The 20,787-nt window shown below is 69.7% G+C and carries 18 protein-coding genes and 5 tRNA genes; 13 read left to right on the top strand and 10 right to left on the bottom strand.

Annotated features, from left to right (window positions below; all coding sequences use genetic code 11):
• Positions 1-177: 177 nt before the first annotated feature.
• The 8 genes from AB0959_RS52025 to AB0959_RS51990 form a co-directional block, all read right to left on the bottom strand.
• Positions 178-759, bottom strand: coding sequence for an ATP/GTP-binding protein (locus tag AB0959_RS52025; RefSeq protein ID WP_009314218.1), 582 nt, complete (start codon positions 757-759; stop codon positions 178-180).
• Entirely contained in the window at positions 740-1,327 is a 588-nt protein-coding gene (locus AB0959_RS52020) for a DUF742 domain-containing protein (RefSeq protein WP_366834033.1), read from the bottom strand. The genes AB0959_RS52025 and AB0959_RS52020 overlap by 20 nt, the downstream gene beginning before the upstream one ends.
• Before the next feature lie 95 nt (positions 1,328-1,422).
• Positions 1,423-1,836 (bottom strand): roadblock/LC7 domain-containing protein, encoded by a 414-nt coding sequence (locus AB0959_RS52015; protein ID WP_033321188.1) that lies wholly within the window; start codon positions 1,834-1,836, stop codon positions 1,423-1,425.
• 10 nt (positions 1,837-1,846) lie between these two features.
• Positions 1,847-5,014: a nitrate- and nitrite sensing domain-containing protein gene (locus tag AB0959_RS52010; protein ID WP_366834032.1), complete on the bottom strand. Its 3,168-nt coding sequence runs from the start codon at positions 5,012-5,014 to the stop codon at positions 1,847-1,849.
• Between the two features lie 387 nt (positions 5,015-5,401).
• Positions 5,402-5,977: an ATP/GTP-binding protein gene (locus AB0959_RS52005; protein ID WP_366834031.1), complete on the bottom strand. Its 576-nt coding sequence runs from the start codon at positions 5,975-5,977 to the stop codon at positions 5,402-5,404.
• Complete coding sequence (locus AB0959_RS52000) at positions 5,958-6,356, bottom strand: DUF742 domain-containing protein (protein ID WP_152776741.1); 399 nt, start codon at positions 6,354-6,356, stop codon at positions 5,958-5,960. The genes AB0959_RS52005 and AB0959_RS52000 overlap by 20 nt, the downstream gene beginning before the upstream one ends.
• A 109-nt stretch (positions 6,357-6,465) precedes the next feature.
• Positions 6,466-6,879 (bottom strand): roadblock/LC7 domain-containing protein, encoded by a 414-nt coding sequence (locus AB0959_RS51995; RefSeq protein ID WP_152782943.1) that lies wholly within the window; start codon positions 6,877-6,879, stop codon positions 6,466-6,468.
• 9 nt (positions 6,880-6,888) lie between these two features.
• The gene (locus tag AB0959_RS51990; RefSeq protein WP_366834030.1) at positions 6,889-10,743 is read right to left on the bottom strand and encodes a nitrate- and nitrite sensing domain-containing protein; all 3,855 of its coding nucleotides are present in this window, start codon (positions 10,741-10,743) and stop codon (positions 6,889-6,891) included.
• A gap of 597 nt (positions 10,744-11,340) precedes the next feature.
• Between AB0959_RS51990 and AB0959_RS51985 the strand changes: the two genes are divergently transcribed.
• The 9 genes from AB0959_RS51985 to AB0959_RS51945 all read left to right on the top strand — a co-directional run bounded on the left by AB0959_RS51985 (position 11,341) and on the right by AB0959_RS51945 (position 15,472).
• Positions 11,341-11,523, top strand: coding sequence for a hypothetical protein (locus AB0959_RS51985; protein WP_366834029.1), 183 nt, complete (start codon positions 11,341-11,343; stop codon positions 11,521-11,523).
• Between the two features lie 299 nt (positions 11,524-11,822).
• Entirely contained in the window at positions 11,823-12,608 is a 786-nt protein-coding gene (locus tag AB0959_RS51980; protein ID WP_366834028.1) for a fumarylacetoacetate hydrolase family protein, read from the top strand.
• Positions 12,601-14,076: a glutamate--tRNA ligase gene (gltX, locus tag AB0959_RS51975; RefSeq protein WP_366834027.1), complete on the top strand. Its 1,476-nt coding sequence runs from the start codon at positions 12,601-12,603 to the stop codon at positions 14,074-14,076. Before AB0959_RS51980 ends, gltX begins: the two co-directional genes overlap by 8 nt.
• A gap of 91 nt (positions 14,077-14,167) precedes the next feature.
• A complete protein-coding gene (locus AB0959_RS51970; RefSeq protein ID WP_366834026.1) occupies positions 14,168-14,899 on the top strand; it encodes an HAD family hydrolase in 732 nt (243 codons plus the stop codon).
• A gap of 91 nt (positions 14,900-14,990) precedes the next feature.
• Positions 14,991-15,062 (top strand) — tRNA-Gln (locus tag AB0959_RS51965).
• Between the two features lie 42 nt (positions 15,063-15,104).
• Positions 15,105-15,177 (top strand) — tRNA-Glu (locus AB0959_RS51960).
• 29 nt (positions 15,178-15,206) lie between these two features.
• Positions 15,207-15,279, top strand: a tRNA-Glu gene (locus AB0959_RS51955).
• Positions 15,280-15,299: 20 nt separating this feature from the next.
• Positions 15,300-15,371 (top strand) — tRNA-Gln (locus AB0959_RS51950).
• A 28-nt stretch (positions 15,372-15,399) separates the two neighbouring features.
• A tRNA-Glu gene (locus AB0959_RS51945) sits at positions 15,400-15,472 on the top strand.
• A 68-nt stretch (positions 15,473-15,540) separates the two neighbouring features.
• Here the strand turns inward: AB0959_RS51945 and AB0959_RS51940 are convergent.
• Both AB0959_RS51940 and ndgR read right to left on the bottom strand, forming a co-directional pair.
• Complete coding sequence (locus AB0959_RS51940; protein WP_366834025.1) at positions 15,541-16,185, bottom strand: MerR family transcriptional regulator; 645 nt, start codon at positions 16,183-16,185, stop codon at positions 15,541-15,543.
• Positions 16,186-16,410: 225 nt separating this feature from the next.
• Complete coding sequence (gene ndgR / locus AB0959_RS51935; protein ID WP_366834024.1) at positions 16,411-17,127, bottom strand: IclR family transcriptional regulator NdgR; 717 nt, start codon at positions 17,125-17,127, stop codon at positions 16,411-16,413.
• Between the two features lie 191 nt (positions 17,128-17,318).
• On the opposite strand from ndgR, the gene leuC reads away from it, so the two are divergent.
• From leuC to AB0959_RS51915, 4 genes are all read left to right on the top strand, one after another.
• Positions 17,319-18,749: a 3-isopropylmalate dehydratase large subunit gene (gene leuC / locus AB0959_RS51930; protein WP_366834023.1), complete on the top strand. Its 1,431-nt coding sequence runs from the start codon at positions 17,319-17,321 to the stop codon at positions 18,747-18,749.
• A gap of 6 nt (positions 18,750-18,755) precedes the next feature.
• Positions 18,756-19,349, top strand: coding sequence for a 3-isopropylmalate dehydratase small subunit (gene leuD / locus AB0959_RS51925; RefSeq protein ID WP_366834022.1), 594 nt, complete (start codon positions 18,756-18,758; stop codon positions 19,347-19,349).
• Between the two features lie 346 nt (positions 19,350-19,695).
• A complete protein-coding gene (locus AB0959_RS51920; protein ID WP_366834021.1) occupies positions 19,696-19,926 on the top strand; it encodes a hypothetical protein in 231 nt (76 codons plus the stop codon).
• 138 nt (positions 19,927-20,064) lie between these two features.
• Positions 20,065-20,691, top strand: a complete 627-nt coding sequence (locus tag AB0959_RS51915; protein ID WP_366834020.1) for an HU family DNA-binding protein — start codon at positions 20,065-20,067, stop codon at positions 20,689-20,691.
• The last annotated feature ends 96 nt before the right edge of the window (positions 20,692-20,787 follow it).

Raw genomic sequence — 20,787 nt, 5'->3', positions numbered from 1 at the left:
ATTTTTTTTTTTTTTCTTTTTTTTGTCGTTGCTTGTTTACCCCCACACCCCCCCGCCCCCCCCCTCCTTGTGCTCCCCCCCCCGCCCCGCGGGGGGGGCCGGGCCCCCCCCCGCGACCAGCCACGAACAAACCCGCACTCGGCAGCGAACCGCCAGGGGCAGCTCAGAAGCCGCGAACTACCGCAACCGAGCCATCAGCGCATGCTCGACCAACGTGATCAGTGCCGACTTCGCGTCGGCCCGGTGCCGCGCGTCCGTCGTGATGATCGGCGTGTCCGGACCGATCTGGAGGGCTTCCCGGACCTCGTCCGGGTTGTACGGCTGCTGACCGTCGAAGCCGTTGAGGGCGATCACGAACGGCAGACCCGAGTTCTCGAAGTAGTCCACCGCCGGGAAGCAGTCGGCCAGACGCCGGGTGTCGACGAGGACGATGGCACCGATGGCGCCGCGGACCAGGTCGTCCCACATGAACCAGAAGCGGTCCTGGCCCGGGGTGCCGAACAGGTACAGGATCAGGTCCTGGTCGAGCGTGATGCGGCCGAAGTCCATGGCGACCGTCGTGGTCGTCTTGTCCCCGGTGTGGGTCAGGTCGTCGATGCCCGCTGAAGCAGACGTCATGACGGCCTCGGTGCGCAGCGGATTGATCTCCGAGACGGCGCCGACGAACGTGGTCTTGCCCACGCCGAAGCCGCCCGCCACCACGATCTTCGCGGAGGTGGTGGAGCGGGAAGGCCCTCCGCTAGAGCTTGCGAAGTCCACTGAGCACCCTTTCGAGCAGTGTCACGTCTGGCTGGCCGCCGGCGCTCTCGTCGCCGCCGGGCTGATGGATGGCGACCAGGCCCGCCTCCGCCAAGTCGGCGACGAGGATCCTGGCCACGCCGAGGGGGATGGTCAGCAGCGCGGAGATTTCGGCGACCGACTTGATCTCTCGGCAGAGGTTGCAGATTCGCTGATGCTCGGGCAGCTGGCCCTGCATCTGGTGCGGCTGCGCGGTGGTGTGCACCAGCGCCTCGATGGCGAGCTGGTAGCGGGGCCTGGTGCGGCCGCCCGTCATGGCGTACGGGCGCACCAGGGGGTTGCTGGCGCCTCCCGCGGGCGACGGCTCGGGGGAGCGCCGCTGCGGCTGCACGGGCTGGATGCGGGGCGCCGGCGGCTGGTCGTACGGCGACGGACCCGGGCCCTGGGGGCCGGGGTGCCCGTACGGCTGGCGACGCTGCTGGCTCGGTGCGGAGGGGAAGTTGTACCGGTTCTGCTCACCCGGGCTCTGACCCTGGCCAGGGCCGTAGGACCAGTTGCCCGAAGACGAACCGCCTGGGGGTGTTGCCACTTTCTCCTCCTCCGACTGTGCCGGTCACCCAACCTTGTGAAAGCCGCGTCCCGAAACTTTACGGCCCCGGGACGCCAAAACGCACCGACTGTCAGTTAGTTGAGCAGGCTCCCTTGGAGCTCCGCTCGCAGATCGGGTGTCAGGACCGTACCGGCACGGTCGACCAGAAGCGCCATCTCGTACCCAACGAGACCGATGTCCGCTTCCGGATGTGCGAGGACTGCGAGGGACGAACCGTCGGAGATGGACATGATGAAGAGGAACCCTCGCTCCATCTCCACAACCGTCTGGTTGACGCTGCCGCCCTCGAAGATGCGGGAGGCGCCCGCGGTCAGCGAGGTCAGTCCGGACGCGACGGCCGCGAGCTGGTCGGCCCGGTCGCGCGGAAAACCTTCGGACATCGCCAGAAGGAGTCCGTCGGCGGAGACCACCACCGTGTGGGACACCCCCGGGGTGTTGTCCACGAAGTTGGTGATCAACCAGTTCAGGTTCTGTGCCGCCTGGCTCATCGGGCTCACACTAACGCTCCTGGTTGTAGGTGCTGTCAGGACCGAAGCCCTGGCCGTTCGTATCACTGCCTGCGTTGCGTCCCCGCTGGACGCCGCGGCGCAGGTTGCTCAGCCTGCCCCGTACGTCCTCGGGAGCGCGGGAGACCGATGGGCCTCCCTGCTGGGTCGTTGCGGCGGCTCCCTCGACCAGGTTGGCCTTGGGGACCCGTCGTGGCAGGCCGGAGGAGGTGACCCCGCCCGCCCTGGGCTTCCGGAGCTGGGAGGCCTGCTGCCACCGCGCGTCGTTCGCGGAGCGCCAGTCGTCGTTCGGCTCCTTGGCCGCCGGCGGTTCCTGTGCCACGCGCTGGGGGGCGCCGGTGCCGTTCGCGGTGGATCCGCGGCGCGGCAGCCCGGCGTCGGTCAGCTCGTGGGCGGCGGAGGGGGCCGGTCCCGGACGGTCGAAGCCTACGCCGTCCGGCTCCTTCACGTCATCGGCCTGCGTGGATTCCGGTTCCGGAGCGTACTCGGACTGGTACGGGCTCTGGTAGCTGTTCTGCTGCGGCCAGTCGTCCTGATAGGCCGGCTCTTCGAAGGCGGAGAACGATTCCGGGGCGGAGGTGTGCGCCTGCGGCTGCTCCTCGCGGACCGGCTCCGGATACCTCGGCTCGGGGTAGCCGCCGTTCGACGTGAAGTCCGCCGACGGCGGGAAGTACGTCTCCTCGTACGACGGCTGCTGCGGCTCCTCGTACGCGGTCTGCTGGTCGTACCCGGTCTGCTGCTCCGGGAAGGCGGTCCGTCCGGTGTCGTACGACGGCTGCGTGGGGGCCTGGAAGTCGTCGCCGTACCGGGGCGGCTCGATGGCCTCCGGACGGTCCTGGCCGTGCGCCTGGGCCTCCAGGGCCGCGCGGCGCTCCTCACGCATCAGGGAGCGGCCGACGGGGTCCAACTCGCGTATGTCGTCCGGGACTTCGGAGTAGCGGCTGTCGTCGAAGCCGAGCTCGGCGGCCGTGCGTATCGGCTGCTGTGCGGGCGGCTGGAAGGCCTGCTGCTCCGGGACGATCTGCGAGACGGTGAACTCGTCGTGCGGCGGCTGGTGCTCGCCACCGCCACCGTGGGTGATGACGTCCGGGAGCATGACCAGCGAGGTGGTGCCGGCCTGCTCGCCCGAGGGGCGCAGCTGGACACGGATGCCGTGCCGGTCCGACAGCCGGCCGACCACGAAGAGGCCCATGCGCTGCGAGATCGCGGCGTCCACGGTCGGCGGGTTGGCCAGCTTGTGGTTGATGTCCGCGAAGTCCTCGGCGGTGAGTCCGATGCCCTTGTCGTGGATCTCGATCATGATCCGACCGTCGGGCAGACGGGTGGCGGTGACGCGAACCTTGGTCTGCGGCGAGGAGAACGTCGTGGCGTTCTCCAGAAGCTCGGCGAGCAGGTGCACGAGGTCGGTCACGGCGCGGCCGTGGATCTCGGCCTCCGGGACGCCGGAGAGCTCGATGCGCTCGTACTGCTCCACCTCGGAGGAGGCGGCGCGCAGCACGTCGACCAGCGGGACCGGCTGGTCCCAGCGGCGGCCGGGCTCCTCGCCGGCGAGGACGAGGAGGTTCTCGCCGTTGCGGCGCATACGGGTCGCCAGGTGGTCCAGCTTGAAGAGGTTCTCCAGCTGGTCCGGGTCGGCCTCGTTGTTCTCCAGGTCGGTGATCAGGGTCAGCTGGCCCTCGATCAGCGACTGGTTGCGGCGCGAGAGGTTGGTGAAGATCGCGTTGATGTTGCCCCGCAGCAGGGCCTGCTCGGCGGCGAGCCGGACGGCCTCACGGTGAACCTGGTCGAAGGCGCGGGCGACCTCGCCGATCTCGTCCCTGGTGTTGATCGGGATGGGCTGCACACGCGTGTCAACACGGCCAGGGTCGGTGCGCGAGAGCTGGTCGACCAGCATCGGCAGGCGCTGCTCGGCGACCCCGAAGGCGGCGTTGCGCAGCTGGCGCATCGAGCGGCTCATCTGGCGGGCCATGAGCGAGGCGATGATGAACGCGGCGAGCAGGGCGAGGATGACGACGGCACCGTTGATGTAGGCGTCGCGCTGGGCGTTCGAGGCGATCTGGCCCGCGTCGTCCACGGCGCGGTTGATCATCTCGTTCTCGACCTCGCTGTAGCCCTCGAACTTGAGGGTGGAGGCGGCCATCCAGGTGGACGGGGTGATGCCGCGGTCGGCGAGCTGCGCGGGGGTCAGCCCGCTGCCGATCGCCTGGATCATCTTGGTCATGGAGGGCGGTGTCACCACGGTCTTGCCCTCGGCCTGGGCCTGCTGAGCGGCCTCGGCCAGCAGCTTCTTGCCCTCTTCGGTCTTCTGCGCCATGACCTGCTTGAGGCGGGCGGCGTCCTGCTCGGTACCGCCGGAGACGTACTCCTGGAGGGCGATGTTCTCGAGGTACGCGTACGAGGTGTAGGCGGTGACCTGCTGCTTGAAGATCGTCTCGTCGGTGCTGGGCTTGACCAGCAGGTGCATGCCGATGGCGCGCTGCAGCGAGGCGGCACCCTTGGCGAGGGCGACCGCGTACACCGTGCGGCCGTAGGCGGTGATGTTGCCGGTGCCGAGACCGAGCTCGTTCGAGAACTCCATCAGCAGGTGCTCGATGGTGACGTAGCCCTCTTCGGTCTTCGTCGGGTCCATCGAGCGGGTGTAGGCGGCCTGCCGGATCTGCTCCAGCTTCGGCTCGGCCTGCTCGACCAGCCTCAGGCGGCGCTCAAGGCCCTGCTTGGACGGCATTCCGACGACTTCCTTGTGGAAGGTGTCGGCCTTCTCGTCGGTGAGGTCGCGGGCCTGCTGGACGGTCTCGTTGTCCCGGTCGCCCTCGAGGAGCGGCTGGGCGGAGACGTCACGTTCGTTGAGGAGGGCCTCGGCGTACGCTCCGGAGGCGGCCACGATCTTCGCGACCTTCTCGGCGTCCTTCGCCTGCTGCCACGTGTCGATCGAGCCCTTCACCTGGAAGCCGCCCATGACCAGGCCGACCACCACGGGTATGAGGAGGATCGCGTTCAGGCGGGTGGGCACTCGCCAGTTGCGGGGAGAGAGCCGACTGCCGCTGGGCGCCGGCGTGACCGATGGTTCCGGTCCGGACACTTGTGCGGGTGCCGCCCCGCGCGGCGGCGGGGTGAAGTTGCCCCGCGCCGACGGCTCGGGACTGCGCTTGCTTCGCCTCACTCGACCAACAACCTCTCGGCGCCGGCACCTAAGTCGTGCCGCGGGTGACTCCATAGCCCTAGTACGTCTTTGACTATTGGGCAGTTCAGGCATTCCAGCACGTCAGTCCGCGCACTTCCAAACACAGGGAAGCAACGATTCCACGTGATGTAAGTCCCAGATAAAACGGTCATAAAGAGCCAGCCACGGCAAATGGCGGGGCCGAGGTGGACGCAGTGACACCGATCGACCGCGACGCGTGGCCGTACCACCCTATTTCTCTGTCGAAACGTTATGAACACCGGAGCCGACCGTGTCAAACGACACAGTCGGCGCCGGTGTATCTACGACAACTGCCGTATGGCGTTGCCGACTTGGGTGCTGTCCGCCTACGGGCCCGCGTTCCCGCTACCGCAGGCGTGCCATGAGCGCGTGCTCCACCAGCGTGATCAGCGCGCTCTTGGCGTCCGAGCGGTGGCGGGCGTCCGTCGTGATGATCGGCGCGTCCGGCCCGATCTGCAGCGCTTCGCGCACTTCCTCGGGGTTGTACGGCTGGTGCCCGTCGAATCCGTTGAGCGCGATGACGAAGGGCAGTCCGCTGTTCTCGAAGTAGTCGACCGCGGGGAAGCAGTCGGCGAGGCGGCGGGTGTCGACGAGGACGACGGCGCCGATCGCGCCGCGGACCAGGTCGTCCCACATGAACCAGAAGCGGTCCTGGCCCGGGGTGCCGAACAGGTACAGGATCAGGTCCTGGTCGAGCGTGATGCGGCCGAAGTCCATGGCCACCGTGGTGGTGGTCTTGTCCCCGGTGTGGGTCAGGTCGTCGATGCCCGCGCTCGCGGAGGTCATGACGGCCTCGGTGCGCAGCGGGTTGATCTCCGACACGGCGCCCACGAACGTGGTCTTGCCCACGCCGAACCCACCGGCCACCACGATCTTCGCCGAGGTGGTAGCCCGGCCCGCGTCAGAGCTTGCGAAGTCCACTGAGCACCCTTTCGAGCAGTGTCACGTCCGGTGCGCCGCCTGCGTTCTCGTCGCCGCCGGGCTGGTGGATCGCGACGAGTCCGGCCTCGGCGAGGTCCGCGACGAGGATCCGTGCCACACCGAGCGGCATGGACAGCAGGGCCGAGACCTCGGCCACCGACTTGACCTCACGGCAGAGGTGGCAGATCCGCTGGTGCTCGGGGAGCAGCCCCATGAGCGCCGCCGGGTCGGCCGTGGTGCTGATCAGGGCCTCGATGGCGAGCTGGTAGCGCGGCCGCGTCCGGCCGCCGGTCATCGCGTACGGCCGTACCAGCGGCTGGTCGCCCTCGTCCCCGTACGACGCTGCGTACGGATCATGAGAAGCGGTGGGCGGGGTCATGGATCCTCCGGGCGGGACAGCATGTCGGTCGGTCGTGCCGTCTGACGGGGCCGGTGGGGGGACTGTGGCGGCCGGACGGTTTGTGGTTGTGGAGCCGGGGGGTGGGGTCCTAGTGCAGCAGGCTGCCCTGCAGTTCGGCACGCAGGTCGGGCGTGAGCACGGCCCCCGCGCGGTCCACGAGCAGTGCCATCTCGTATCCGACGAGGCCGATGTCGCAGTCCGGGTGGGAGAGGACCGCCAGGGACGATCCGTCCGAGACGGACATCAGGAAGAGGAAGCCGCGTTCCATCTCCACCACCGTCTGGGCCACGTTCCCGCCCTCGAAGATCCGGGAGGCCCCGGCCGTGAGCGAGGTGAGACCCGAGGCGACGGCCGCGAGCTGGTCGGCGCGGTCACGGGGAAAGCCTTCGGACATCGCCAGAAGGAGTCCGTCGGCGGACACGACGACGGTGTGGGACACCCCGGGGGTGTTGTCCACGAAGTTGGTGATCAACCAGTTGAGATTCTGTGCCGCCTGGCTCATCTGGCTCAACTAACGCTCCTGCTGGTGAGTGGGGCTCGGGAAACTGCCGGTCTGGCCGGTGCCGGCCTGACGACCCTGCGCGATGCCCCGACGGAGATTGGTCAGCCGGCCGCGTACGTCGTCAGGCGAACGCGAGACCTGCGGACCGGTTTGGTGCTGTTGCTGCTGAGCCGTACCCGGCACGAGGTTCGCGCGCGGGACCCGGCGCGGCAGGCCGGAGGTGGTGACCCCGCCCGCCGACGGCTGACGGACGCGCTCGGCCTGGCGGACGAGCTCGTCGTTGGGGTTGGCACGCCAGGCGGAGGATGCCTGGGGGGCCGGAGGGGTCGGGCGCCGGTCGGCCGAGGGGGCCTGGGGCGGCGCGGAGCCGTTGTTCGGAGCGCCGCTGTTGCCCGGAGCGCTGCCATTGCCATTGCCATTGGCCGGCTGGGAGGCCTGACCGCCGTGGAACCAGTTGGTCTCCAGCGTGTCGTACAGCGGCGTACGGCCGTCACCGGGGCCGGACGCGGGCGGCAGAGCCTCGGGCTCCTGCGGCCTGGCGGGCCGCTGCGGAGGTACCGGCGGACGCTGCGGCATGGGCGGCCGGGGCGCGCCGAAGTCGGCACCGCCGCCCATCTGGGGACGCTCGAACTGGCCCGTGGACGAGGCGTCCTGCCGGTCCCCGTAACCGGGAGCGGCGAACTGGCCCGTGCCGGAGCCGTCGTGGCCGGACGTCGGGAACTGGCCGGTGTCCTGCGGGTTCCCACGGCCCGGCGCCGGGAAGCGGTCCGGAGCGGGTGCCGGGGACGGGGCGCTGCTGCCGAACACGTCGGAGCGGACGAACTGACCCGTGCCGTTCTGCTGCTGGTCGGGCCGCGGCGCGTCGTAGTCGGGACGCTGGAACTCGGAGGTGACGGCGGGACCCTGACGGTCGTCGATCCGGGGCATCTCCTCGGTCGAGCCCGGGCCCTGACGGTCGTCGAAGCGCGGCATGCGCGAGGTGGAGTCCGGCTCTTCGTGGCCGCGCGGCGCGTCCAGAGAGGCGCGCGGCACCGGCGGCTGCGCGTTCTCGTCGCTCCAGCTCGGCGTGCGCGACTGCGGGTTGCCACCGGGCAGCTCGGCCCGCGGACCACCGCGTCCGGGCAGCTGCGGCCGGCGCCTGCCGGAACGTTCCTTGCGCTGCTTGGGCGGTACGCCGCCGGAGGGGTTCTCGGCCGAGGGCCCACCCTCGCCGAAGCCACCCTGACGGGACGGGCTGAAGCTGTTGTCGCCGAGCGAGCCGCCCGGAGTACGCGGACCCGAGCCGCCCTGGCGGCTGGAGGAGTCCTCGAAGAAGTTCTGCGGCCCACCGGTCCCGGCGGCCTGCAGGCCCTGCGGGGCACCCGGCGCCGGAGCGCCGAACCCACCGGCACCGGCACCGGCCGGCGTCGGCCGGCCCTGCGGGGGCACCGGGGGAGCGCCCTGCGGACCGCGCGGTCCACCGGGCCCGCCCGTACGGCCGTCCTGGTCGCTGCCGGGCAGCGCGGCCCGCGGGCCCTGTCCGGCGCCCACCTGCCCACGCTGCGGAGGAGCGCCGAGCAGACCGCCACCGGGGGCACCCGCGCCGAGACCGGGTCCCGACTGGTTGCCGTTGCCCCGGCGGGCGGCGGCAGCGCCGGCCGCGGCCTGCGCGGCGGCGGGACCACCGGGGGGCATGCCCGACTGGCCGCCCTTGCCCGGAACGGGCTTCTTGCCGCCCTGGGCGACGTCGACGGGCAGCATGACCAGCGCGGTCGTACCGCCGGAGTCGGACGGGCGCAGCTGGATGCGGATGCCGTGGCGCTGCGAGAGGCGGCCGACCACGAACAGACCCATGCGGCGGGAGACGGAGACGTCCACGGTGGGCGGCGAGGCGAGCCGCTCGTTGATGGACGCGAGGTCCTCGGGGGACAGACCGATACCGGTGTCGTGGATCTCGATCAGCACCCGGCCGTCCGGGAGCGCGTGACCGGTGACCTTGACCTTGGTCTGCGGCGAGGAGAACGAGGTGGCGTTCTCCAGCAGCTCGGCGAGCAGGTGCACGAGGTCGTTGACGACCCGGCCGGCGACCTCGGTGGCGGGCACGGCCGCCAGCTCGATGCGCTCGTACTGCTCCACCTCGGACGCGGCGGCGCGGAGCACGTCGACCAGCGGGACCGGACGGGTCCAGCGGCGGCCGGGCTCTTCACCGGCGAGAACGAGGAGGTTCTCACCGTTACGGCGCATGCGGGTCGCGAGGTGGTCGAGCTTGAACAGCGAGGAGAGCTGGTCCGGGTCGGCCTCACGAGACTCCAGCTCGGAGATCAGTGACAGCTGGCGCTGGATCAGACCCTGGGAGCGGCGCGAGAGGTTGGTGAACATCGCGTTGACGTTGCCCCGCAGGAGGGCCTGCTCGGCGGCGAGGCGGACCGCCTCGCGGTGCACGTCGTCGAAGGCCGCGGCCACCTGGCCGATCTCGTCCTTGGAGTGCAGGCCGACCGTCTCCACGGACGTGTCGACGTCCTGCGGGTCGGACTCGGACAGCTGCTTGACCAGCTCGGGCAGCCGGTCCTGGGCGACCTTGGTCGCGGTGTCCTGCAGCCGGCGCAGCGAGCGGATCATGGAGCGGGCCACGACGAAGGCGCCGACGAGGGAGATACCGAGGACGAGCAGGATCAGCGCACCGGAGATGATCGCCTCGCGCTCGGACTCGCTCCGCAGCTGGCGGGCGGTCTGCTCCATCTCCTCCAGGAGCGAGCCCTCGATCTTCTTCATCTGCTCGACCTTGACCGAGTCGTCGTCGACCCAGTCCTTGTACGAGCGCTTGTCCAGCGAGCGCAGACCGTTGGGGTTGTCGAGCACGCGCTTGGCGTAGTCGTCGACCGCCTTGATGGTCGGGTTGCCGTCGCTGATCGGCTTCATCAGCTCCTCGGCACGGTCCCGGCCGTAGATGTTGCCGAAGCTGTCGGTCTCGGAGCCCTCACTGGTCAGCGCGGAGAGGCCGTACTGCCGGTCGCTCTCGGAGAGCTCGCCGGATTTGTCGGGGTTCGCCGGCAGCGCGGCCGCGATGATCGCGCGCTGCACGGAGGCGTACTCCTTGGCGGTGGAGAACGCGGCGAGGGCGCGGGTGCGGCTGATCATCTCCGGGTTGCTGGTGGCCTCCGCCATGTCCTGGGAGAGGTTGAGCAGCTGGTTGATCAGCCGGTGGTACGCCTCGACGGTGAGCGTGGCGTTCTTGGGGTCCTCGTACGCGTCGCGGCGGACCGTGCTGAGGTTCGTCAGCTCGGTGGCGATACCCACGAGGCTGTCGCGGACACCCGGGAGCCGGCCCTCCTCGCTGGCGTCGCCGATCTCCTGGGTGGCCTTCAGGAACTGCCGCTGGGCCGTGTCGGTCTTGTCGCGGACACCCTTGATCGTGGGGTCGTTGGCGCCGGCGCCTTCCGAGAGCGGGCCGGCCGAGATGTCGCGCTCCCGCTGGAGGGCGTCGGCGAGCTCGGTGGCCTGCTTGGTCATGTCGGTCAGCAGCCGCATGTTGTCGAGCTGCTGGATGTCGTCCACGTTGTCGCTGATGCGCAGCGCGCCGAGCGAGGTGGCGGCCACCACGGGGAGCGCGAGCAGCGAGACCAGACGGGTCGAGATGCGCCAGTTGCGCAGCGCTATTCGCGAACCGGGGCCGCCCGGACCGTTCTTCGGCTTGGCCGGGGGCGGCGGGGGTGCGGACGCACCGGTGCGCCCTGTGCGCCCCGAGCGCTCACCGCTGTCGCCAGTCTCCGCCGGGCCCGGGTTCTGGGCGTGCTGGGGCGCGGAGCTGCCTTTCATGGGGCCAGTCCCGCCGTGCGGCTCCGGCTCCGCCGAAGCGCTGCCATCCCTCTTGAAACGTCCCTGCACTAGCGTCGCAACCTCTGGACCAGGCGCCTCTCCGCGTGAACGGCGAGACGGTGTCGGCGTCTGGGGCCGCCCTGAACGCGCACCCCTATTGGTCTTGAGTGACCGGCGCTGGCTCCCCTTCCCGCCGCCACTTGGCGCTGCTTTGCGCCCCCTGTGCGCCGGGTCTCCTCCACGGCGGTCCGTGGAATTCCAGCACAGTGCAGGATCTCCAACAAGGCCAACGGGTGACCCTGTGCCCAGAGTGACATCAAGTGAAAGATCTGTCACGCGGCGTGCAAACGGATCCCGTGCATATCGGGCAAACGAGCGCGAGGTGCAGGGCACCGCAGCGTGTCCCAGTCGCCATGATCAGGAGCGGAATGCGCGCTTCAGGTGAACAATGCCCGTTTTGTCGAGGCGGGGGAGGGGTCTCGATTGTCCGAAATATCTACTAGTCAGTGAGGAAACTCACACGGTGATCATGCCGTCTTCACGAGTTACCCCGGGAATCGGATGTTTAGCCTGACGCTTTACAGGGATGGCGAATCCGACAACCCGCGCTTCCGGGGCGGCCCTTGAGGTCGCCCGGCGCCCGCAACCACGAGGTCACGTACAACAGTGAAGACGACGATGATGTTCCAGACGATAGCCAACCCGCGACGCACCACTCTCGTGCATCTCGCCGACGCCGACGAACTGGCGACGCCGCAGCAGGAGCACTCCGTCGACCTCCCGTCCCAGACCGCCAACCCCAGGCGGACCATCCTCGAGGAGGCCCCGGTCCAGGCCTCCGTCGCGTAGTAGTACGCGCGCCGGCCGCGAGTCGCTCAATGCGGGCGGGTCCGGACACGTACGAAGTTCTTCGGCCTCGTCCGTTCATTCGGTGATCCGGCGGTCGCGCGGAGTGTGCGGATGACGGTGGAAAGCCGTGAAGGGCCGTGAAGGCCTGTGAAGGGCGCCCCCGGATGTCCCCGAGACGTCCAGGGGCGCCCTTTGACATGGGCGGGGCGGCGACCGTAAAGGGCCGGGGCGCGGCCCCCTGCCGCGTTAGCCTGGAGCGTCAGACTCCAGCCGGCTCAAGTGAGGGGCGCAGGGATCCCGTGCGCATTGCCAGATTCTCCATCGACGGGAACGTCGCGTTCGGCGCGGTCGAGGGCGACAAGCCGGACGAGCTCGTCCTCGACATCATCAAGGGCATCCCGTTCGCGGAATTCGAGCTCTCCGGCACGAAGGTCCCGCTGAGCAAGGTCAGGCTGCTGCCGCCCGTGCTGCCCAACAAGGTCGTGGCCTTCGGCCGCAACTACGCGGAGCACGCCAAGGAGCTGGGCAACGAGGTGCCCGACGCCCCGTTCGCCTTCTTCAAGCCGTCGACCTCGGTGGCCGGCCCCGGCGACGAGATCCAGTACCCGCCGTTCACCAGCGACCTGCACCACGAGGCCGAACTGGCCGTGGTCATAGGACGCATGTGCCGCGAGGTCCCGCGCGAGCGCGTGGCGGACGTGATCTTCGGCTACACCTGCGCCAACGACGTCACCGCCCGCGACGTCCAGAAGCGGGAGAAGCAGTGGGCCAGGGCCAAGGGTTTCGACACCTCCTGCCCCCTCGGCCCCTGGGTGGAGACGGACCTGGACCTCGCCGCCGCCTCGGACCTGACCATCCAGTGCACGGTCAACGGCCTGCAGCGCCAGCTCGGCCGCACGAGCGAGATGATCCACTCCATCGAGGACCTGATCGTCAACATCACCGAGGCCATGACGCTGCTCCCCGGCGACGTGATCCTCACGGGCACCCCCGCGGGGGTCGGCCCCCTCAGTGTCGGCGACGAGGTCGCCGTCACCATCGAAGGCATCGGCACTCTCACCAACAAGGTAGTCAAGCGTGGCTAGCGCACCCGTCCGCGTACGTTTCTGTCCGTCGCCCACCGGCAACCCCCACGTGGGGCTGGTCCGCACGGCCCTGTTCAACTGGGCGTTCGCCCGCCACCACCAGGGCACCCTGGTGTTCCGCATCGAGGACACCGACGCCGCCCGTGACTCCGAGGAGTCCTACGAGCAGCTCCTGGACTCCATGCGCTGGCTGGGCTTCGACTGGGACGAGGGCCCGGAGATCGGTGGGCCCCACGCCCCGTACCGCCAGTCGCAGCGCATGGACCTCTACAAGGAGATCGCCCAGAAGCTCCTGGACGCCGGCCACGCGTACCGCTGCTACTGCACCACTACCGAGCTGGAGGAGCGCCGCGAGGCCGCCCGCGCCGCCGGCAAGCCCTCCGGCTACGACGGCCACTGCCGCGAGCTGACCGCCGAGCAGGTCGAGGCGTACGAGGCGGAGGGCCGCGCGCCCATCGTCCGCTTCCGCATGCCCGACGAGACGATCACCTTCACCGACCTGGTCCGCGGCGAGCTGACGTTCACCCCGGAGAACGTGCCGGACTACGGCATCGTCCGCGCGAACGGCGCCCCGCTGTACACGCTGGTCAACCCGGTCGACGACGCCCTGATGGAGATCACCCACGTCCTGCGCGGCGAGGACCTGCTCTCCTCCACCCCGCGCCAGATCGCCCTCTACAAGGCACTGACCGAGCTGGGCATCGCCAAGCAGACCCCCGCCTTCGGCCACCTGCCGTACGTGATGGGCGAGGGCAACAAGAAGCTCTCCAAGCGCGACCCGCAGGCCTCGCTGAACCTCTACCGCGAGCGCGGCTTCCTCCCCGAGGGCCTGCTCAACTACCTGTCCCTGCTGGGCTGGTCGCTCGCGGCGGACCGGGACGTCTTCACGACGGACGAGCTGGTCGCGGCCTTCGACGTGGCGGACGTGAACCCGAACCCGGCGCGTTTCGACCTGAAGAAGTGCGAGGCGATCAACGCCGACCACATCCGTCTGCTCGACGTGAAGGACTTCACCGAGCGCTGCGCCCCCTGGCTGAAGGCCCCGTTCGCCCCCTGGGCGCCGGAGGACTTCGACGAGGCCAAGTGGCAGGCGATCGCCCCGCACGCGCAGAGCCGTCTGAAGGTCCTGTCGGAGATCACCGACAACGTCGACTTCCTCTTCCTCCCCGAGCCGGTCTTCGACGAGGCGAGCTGGACGAAGGCGATGAAGGAGGGCTCGGACGCGTTGCTGCGCACGGCCCGCGAGAAGCTGGAGTCGGCCGACTGGTCCTCCGCCGAGTCCCTCAAGGAGGCCGTCCTGGCGGCCGGTGAGGCCCACGGCCTGAAGCTCGGCAAGGCCCAGGCCCCGGTCCGCGTGGCCGTCACCGGCCGCACGGTCGGCCTGCCCCTCTTCGAGTCCCTGGAGATCCTCGGCAAGGAGAAGACGCTGGCCCGCATCGACGCGGCGCTGGCGAGGCTTGCCGCGTAACGAACGTGGGAGAGGGGCGGCACCCGGCTCGGGGTGCCGCCCCTCCGCGTTCCCCGGGACGCGGCCCCTCCGCCCGGGTTACGGTCGGGCCATGAGCATCCGAGCCGTGGTCTGGGACGTCGACGACACCCTCTTCGATTACACCGCCGCGGACCGCGCCGGCATGCGGGCCCATCTGACGGCGGAGGGACTGCTCGACGGGTACGAGAACGTCGAGGAGGCCATCGCGCGGTGGCGGGAGATCACCGACCGGCAGTGGGCGCGTTTCTCCGCCGGCGAGGTCGACTTCCAGGGGCAGCGCCGGGACCGCGTACGGGCCTTCCTGGGCGAGGAGCTGACCGACGCCGAGGCCGACGCCTGGTTCGAGCGTTACATCGGTCACTACGAGGCCGTCTGGGCGCTCTTCCCGGACGTGCTGCCCGCCCTGGACGCCCTCGCCGCGAGCCACCGGCACGCCGTGCTGTCCAACTCCAGCATCCACGTTCAGGAGCGCAAGCTGCGCACCCTGGGCGTGTGGGACCGCTTCGAGACCGTTCTGTGTGCCGCCGAGCTCGGTGTCTCCAAGCCCGAGGCGGGGGCCTTCCTGGCGGCCTGCGAGGCCCTGGGCCTGCCACCGCACGAGGTGGCGTACGTCGGCGACCATCCGGAGATCGACGGGCGCGGGGCCGCGGAGGCGGGGCTGCGGTCCGTGTGGATCGACCGGGCAGGCGCGTGGCTCGGCGGCGACGTTCCCGCCGGCCGCCACCGGATCGTGTCCCTCGCCGAACTTCCCGCGCTCCTCGCTCCGGATAGTCGTTTTGGAGCGCCGTCCACCTTCAGGTAATGTTCTTCCTGCGCCGCCGGAGAGCGGGCCGGAAGGCCGGGAACCGGAGGCGCAAACTAGAACAAAGACCCCTCAGGGGCTTGCGTTCCAGTGGCCTATGGTGTAATTGGCAGCACGACTGATTCTGGTTCAGTTAGTCTTGGTTCGAGTCCAGGTAGGCCAGCTCGCAGAGCTCATCTGCAATCGCGGAGATCAACTCTGCAGCGCCCCCGTTGTGTAGCGGCCTAGCACGCTGCCCTCTCAAGGCAGTAGCGCCGGTTCGAATCCGGTCGGGGGTACTGATCTCGATCAACTCGGGATCGCTAGGGCCCCCGTTGTGTAGCGGCCTAGCACGCCGCCCTCTCAAGGCGGTAGCGCCGGTTCGAATCCGGTCGGGGGTACTGACTGGTCTAAACCACATTGGTCTATGGTGTAATTGGCAGCACGACTGATTCTGGTTCAGTTAGTCTTGGTTCGAGTCCAGGTAGACCAGCTCGGGCCTGCGGAAACGCAGTGTCCACGCCCCCGTTGTGTAGCGGCCTAGCACGCCGCCCTCTCAAGGCGGTAGCGCCGGTTCGAATCCGGTCGGGGGTACGCGGTCCGGTGGCCCTCCACTTCGGTGGGGGGCCACCGGCGTTTTCCGTGACCCGCGTCCACCGCGGTCACCGGAGTCCGTACCGCCGCGTCGACTCCTCCTCCTGCGCCAGCCGGTGCAGCGCCCGCAGCACGGGCTCGAAGAGCACGGCCGCCGCGACCGCCGTCTCCACCCGCTCGGACTCCGACCCGTGCGTCTCCAGGAAGTCCAGGTCCCGCCGGGCCACCTGGTGCATCAACTCCGCGTACGGTGCCATCCGTTCGGCGTCCCAGGCATAGCCGAGCCGGATCAGCGCGGCCACCGCCGTCACCAGCGAACGGTGCACGGGGGAGACGGAGGCGAGCTCGCGGGCGGTCTCCCAGCCGAGCGACGTGAGCAGCCGGTCCACCTCGCGCCGCGCCGCCACCACCGCCGGGTCCTCCTCGTCGGGCTCGGGACCCTGTGGCAGCGCCCAAAGAGCCGCGCCCAGGCGGATCGTACGGCCCAGGGACTCGTCGTCCACGTGCCCGAGGACCTCCTTGGCGGTGGCCACGGGCACGCGGCCCACCTGGATCAGCGCCCGGACCAGCCGCAGCCGGCGCAGATGGTCCTCGTCGTACTCGGCCGTCGTCGCGTTGATCTGGCGGCCCGGCGCCAACAGCCCTTCGCGCAGGTAGTACTTGATCGTCGCGGTGGACACGCCGCTGCGCTCGCTGAGCTCGGCCAGCCGCATCTCTTGCGCCTTTCCTTGGGGGGTGCCGCTATCCAAGCACGGGCTGATCGGAGAGCGGTGCCGGCCAACGAGGGGAGGCGCGGCGAGGAAACCGGCGCGTGCGTGTCGTTCCGCACACCTCTGAAGAACCCCGAAGTGCCAGCCCCGGAAAGAGCCTGCCGCGGCGTTGAGGCCGGCTCTTCGAGGGTGACGTGAGGGGGAGCGGTTGATGTGCGAGGGGCGGCGTCAGCCGGTGCGGCGCAGGGCCTCGGAGAGGCGGGCCGCGGCGTCGATGACCGCCTGGGCGTGCATGCGGCCCGGGTGGCGGGTCAGGCGCTCGATGGGTCCGGAGACCGAGACGGCGGCCACCACGCGGTTGGAGGGACCGCGGACCGGAGCGGAGACGGACGCGACGCCCGGCTCACGCTCGCCGATCGACTGGGCCCAGCCCCGGCGCCGTACGCCCGACAGGGCCGTCGCCGTGAAGCGGGCGCCCTGCAGTCCGCGGTGCAGGCGCTCCGGCTCCTCCCAGGCCATCAGGATCTGGGCCGAGGAGCCCGCCTTCATCGTGAGCGTCGAGCCGACCGGGACCGTGTCCCGAAGCCCGGACAGGCGCTCCGCCGCGGCGACGCAGATGCGCATGTCGCCCTGGCGGCGGTAGAGCTGCGCGCTCTCGCCGGTGACGTCACGGAGGTGGGTGAGCACCGGGCCCGCCGTGGCGAGGAGACGGTCCTCGCCGGCGGCCGCGGCCAGCTCGGCCAGGCGCGGGCCGAGGATGAACCGGCCCTGCATGTCACGTGCCACCATGCGGTGGTGTTCCAGAGCCACGGCCAGCCGGTGGGCCGTGGGTCGTGCCAGTCCGGTCGCCGCGACCAGGCCCGCGAGGGTGGCCGGACCGGACTCCAGAGCGCCCAGGACAAGGGCTGCCTTGTCCAGAACGCCGACGCCGCTACTGTTGTCCATGAAACGATACTCGCGTCTCACTCTGTGAAACGCAAGTTCAATTTCTGGTGGAACACGCCACTCTGGAAGTCACAGCGGCCCGCCGACCAACGGGCCCGGCGGCACACGCCCGAGCCAGGGGGACACGGGCGCCTGCCACCCCAAGATCTCTAGTTGAGCCGGCGCCGGACAGGCCGGCCGGAGGGAAAGCGATGGGTAGGACACTCGCGGAGAAGGTCTGGGACGACCATGTCGTCCGGCGCGCCGAGGGCGAGCCCGACCTCCTCTTCATCGATCTGCACCTGCTGCACGAGGTGACCAGCCCCCAGGCCTTCGACGGCCTCCGCAAGAGCGGCCGCACCGTGCGCCGTCTCGACCTCACCATCGCGACCGAGGACCACAACACCCCGACCCTCGACATCGACAAGCCCATCGCCGACCCGGTCTCCCGGATCCAGCTGGAGACGCTGCGCAAGAACTGCGCCGACTTCGGCGTCCGGCTGCACCCGCTGGGCGACGTCGAGCAGGGCGTCGTCCACGTCGTGGGACCGCAGCTGGGCCTGACCCAGCCGGGCACCACGGTCGTGTGCGGTGACTCCCACACCTCCACGCACGGCGCCTTCGGCGCGCTGGCCTTCGGCATCGGCACCTCCCAGGTGGAGCACGTGCTGGCCACCCAGACGCTGCCCCTGGCCCGCCCGAAGACCATGGCCATCACCGTCGAGGGCGAGCTGCCCGAGGGCGTCACCGCCAAGGACCTGATCCTCGCGATCATCGCGAAGATCGGCACGGGCGGCGGCCAGGGCTACATCCTGGAGTACCGCGGCTCCGCCATCGAGAAGCTCTCGATGGAGGCCCGCATGACCATCTGCAACATGTCGATCGAGGCCGGTGCCCGCGCGGGCATGATCGCCCCCGACGAGACCACCTTCGCCTACCTCGAGGGCCGCCCGCACGCCCCCGAGGGCGCCGACTGGGACGCCGCCGTCGAGTACTGGAAGACGCTGCGCACCGACGACGACGCCGAGTTCGACGCCGAGGTCGTCATCAACGCCGACGAGCTGTCGCCGTTCGTCACCTGGGGCACCAACCCCGGCCAGGGCGCGCCGCTTTCGGCGTCCGTCCCCGACCCCGCTTCGTACGAGGACGCCTCGGACGCCCTCGCCGCCGAAAAGGCCCTGGAGTACATGGGGTTGGAGGCCGGTCAGCCGCTGCGCTCCATCAAGGTGGACACCGTCTTCGTAGGTTCGTGCACCAACGGCCGTATCGAGGACCTGCGGGCCGCCGCCGCGATCGTCGAGGGCCGCAAAATCGCCGACGGTCTGCGGATGCTGGTCGTCCCCGGCTCAGCGCGCGTGGGTCTGCAGGCCGTCTCCGAGGGTCTGGACGTGGTCTTCAAGGAGGCCGGCGCCGAGTGGCGGCACGCGGGCTGCTCGATGTGTCTGGGCATGAACCCCGACCAGCTGGCCCCCGGTGAGCGCTCCGCCTCCACCTCCAACCGCAACTTCGAGGGCCGGCAGGGCAAGGGTGGCCGTACGCACCTGGTCTCGCCGCAGGTCGCCGCCGCGACGGCCGTCCTGGGCCACCTGGCGTCCCCCGCCGACCTGTCCGACGCCGACACCCGTACGCCCGCTGGAGTCTGATCACTCATGGAAGCATTCACCACGCACACCGGCCGGGCCGTCCCGCTGCGCCGCAGCAACGTCGACACCGACCAGATCATCCCCGCCCACTGGCTCAAGAAGGTGACCCGGGACGGGTTCGAGGACGGGCTGTTCGAGGCCTGGCGCAAGGACCCGTCCTTCGTCCTCAACCAGCCCGAGCGGCAGGGTGCGACCGTCCTGGTCGCCGGTCCCGACTTCGGTACGGGCTCCTCGCGCGAGCACGCCGTGTGGGCGCTGCAGAACTACGGCTTCAAGGCCGTGATCTCCTCCCGCTTCGCCGACATCTTCCGCGGCAACTCGCTCAAGAACGGTCTGCTCACCGTCGTCCTGGAGCAGAAGATCGTGGACGCGCTGTGGGAGCTCGCCGAGAAGGACGCGACTGCTGAGGTCACTGTGGACCTTGAGGCTCGTGAGGTGCGTGCCGAGGGCATCACCGCCTCCTTCGAGCTCGACGAGAACTCCCGCTGGCGGCTGCTGAACGGGCTGGACGACATCTCCATCACGCTCCAGAACGAGGCGGACATCGCCGCGTACGAGGCGAAGCGTCCCGCGTACAAGCCGCAGACGCTCAAGGTCTGAGGCCCAAGGTCCGAGGCTCCAGGTCTGGGACCGATGCCGGTGAGCCCGCAGGAGGGCTCTCGTGGCCCCATAGCAGGGTCCACGGGCTTCGGCGCAAGGCCGAATCCAGCCACCGCAACACCCCTCTGTACCCCCAATCGTGGACGGTTGGGGGTACAGCTGTGTCTGCCCCCGGAAGGGGTTCGAGCAGGCCAGGGCGGCACCGCAACTCCCCTGGTTACAAGGGGGTTTGCCGGGGTACTCGAGCGTCCAGGCCGCGACGTACCGAGGTGCCCGGAAGACCGCTGGGAGACGGCAGTTGCCCCCTGGGCAGGCGACAACTCGCCCCAGATGGCACAATCTGTGCATGGAACACGACGGCCAACTCGAGCTCTATACGGCAGTCGCGGACCAACTCAAGGAAGCGCACGCAAGGGTGCGCGCATCGCAAGTCCCGGAGGGCGTACGGATGGCGCTGACCCGGAAGCTGCTGGTCATTACGGCCGTGGCCAAGCACGACCTCGCCGACGCGGCAAGGCGTCTGGAGAGCTTCATGAAGGACCTCGACGAGGGTCGGATCCCCGAAGAGGACCACTGAGGAACTCCGTGACCGTCCTAGTCCGCTGCGGCACAAGGGTGATTAGCCCGTTTCGTGTTTGATTTGCGGTATATATCTGCCTAACGTGCGAAAAAGCTTGAACTGTTTCGTTCTGGCAATGTCTCCGAAGGGGAAGACGTGAACAAGGCGCAGCTCGTAGAAGCGATTGCGGACAAGGTCGGTGGCCGCCAGCAGGCCGCCGACGCGGTCGACGCGGTACTGGACGCCATCGTCCGCGCGACGGTCGCCGGTGAGCGGGTCTCGGTCACCGGTTTCGGTTCGTTCGAGAAGGTTGATCGTCCGGCCCGTTACGCCCGCAACCCGCAGACGGGTGAGCGGGTTCGGGTCAAGAAGACCTCCGTGCCGCGCTTCCGCGCGGGTCAGGGCTTCAAGGACCTCGTGAGCGGTACCAAGAAGCTGCCGCGCGGCGGCGAGGTCGCGGTGAAGAAGGCGCCCAAGGGCAGCCTTACCGGCGGCGTTTCGGCGACGGTCAAGAAGGCCGCGGCCAAGAAGACCGCGGCGAAGAAGGCCACCGCGAAGAAGACGACGGCCAGGAAGACCACGGCCGCCGCCAAGAAGACCACGGCGAAGAAGGCCCCCGCGAAGACGACGGCGGCCGCGAAGAAGACGACGGCCAAGAAGACCACCGCCAAGAAGGCGACGGCGAAGAAGGCCCCGGCGAAGAAGGCGACGGCCAAGAAGGCGCCGGCCAAGAAGACGACGGCGCGCAAGACCACCGCCAAGAAGGCCACCACCCGCAGGTAGGCCACAGGTAAGCCGAGACGCAGAAAACCACGCGCCGGGCCGGACTCCCCTGGGGAGCCCGGCCCGCGCGGCGGGGGGGCGGGCCGGGCCGTCTGA

It is taken from the genome of Streptomyces sp. NPDC046862, from assembly GCF_040704615.1.
Lineage (GTDB): Bacteria > Actinomycetota > Actinomycetes > Streptomycetales > Streptomycetaceae > Streptomyces.
The sequence above is the reverse complement of the archived record's forward strand: the minus strand, read 5'-3'. Positions and strand labels throughout refer to the sequence as shown.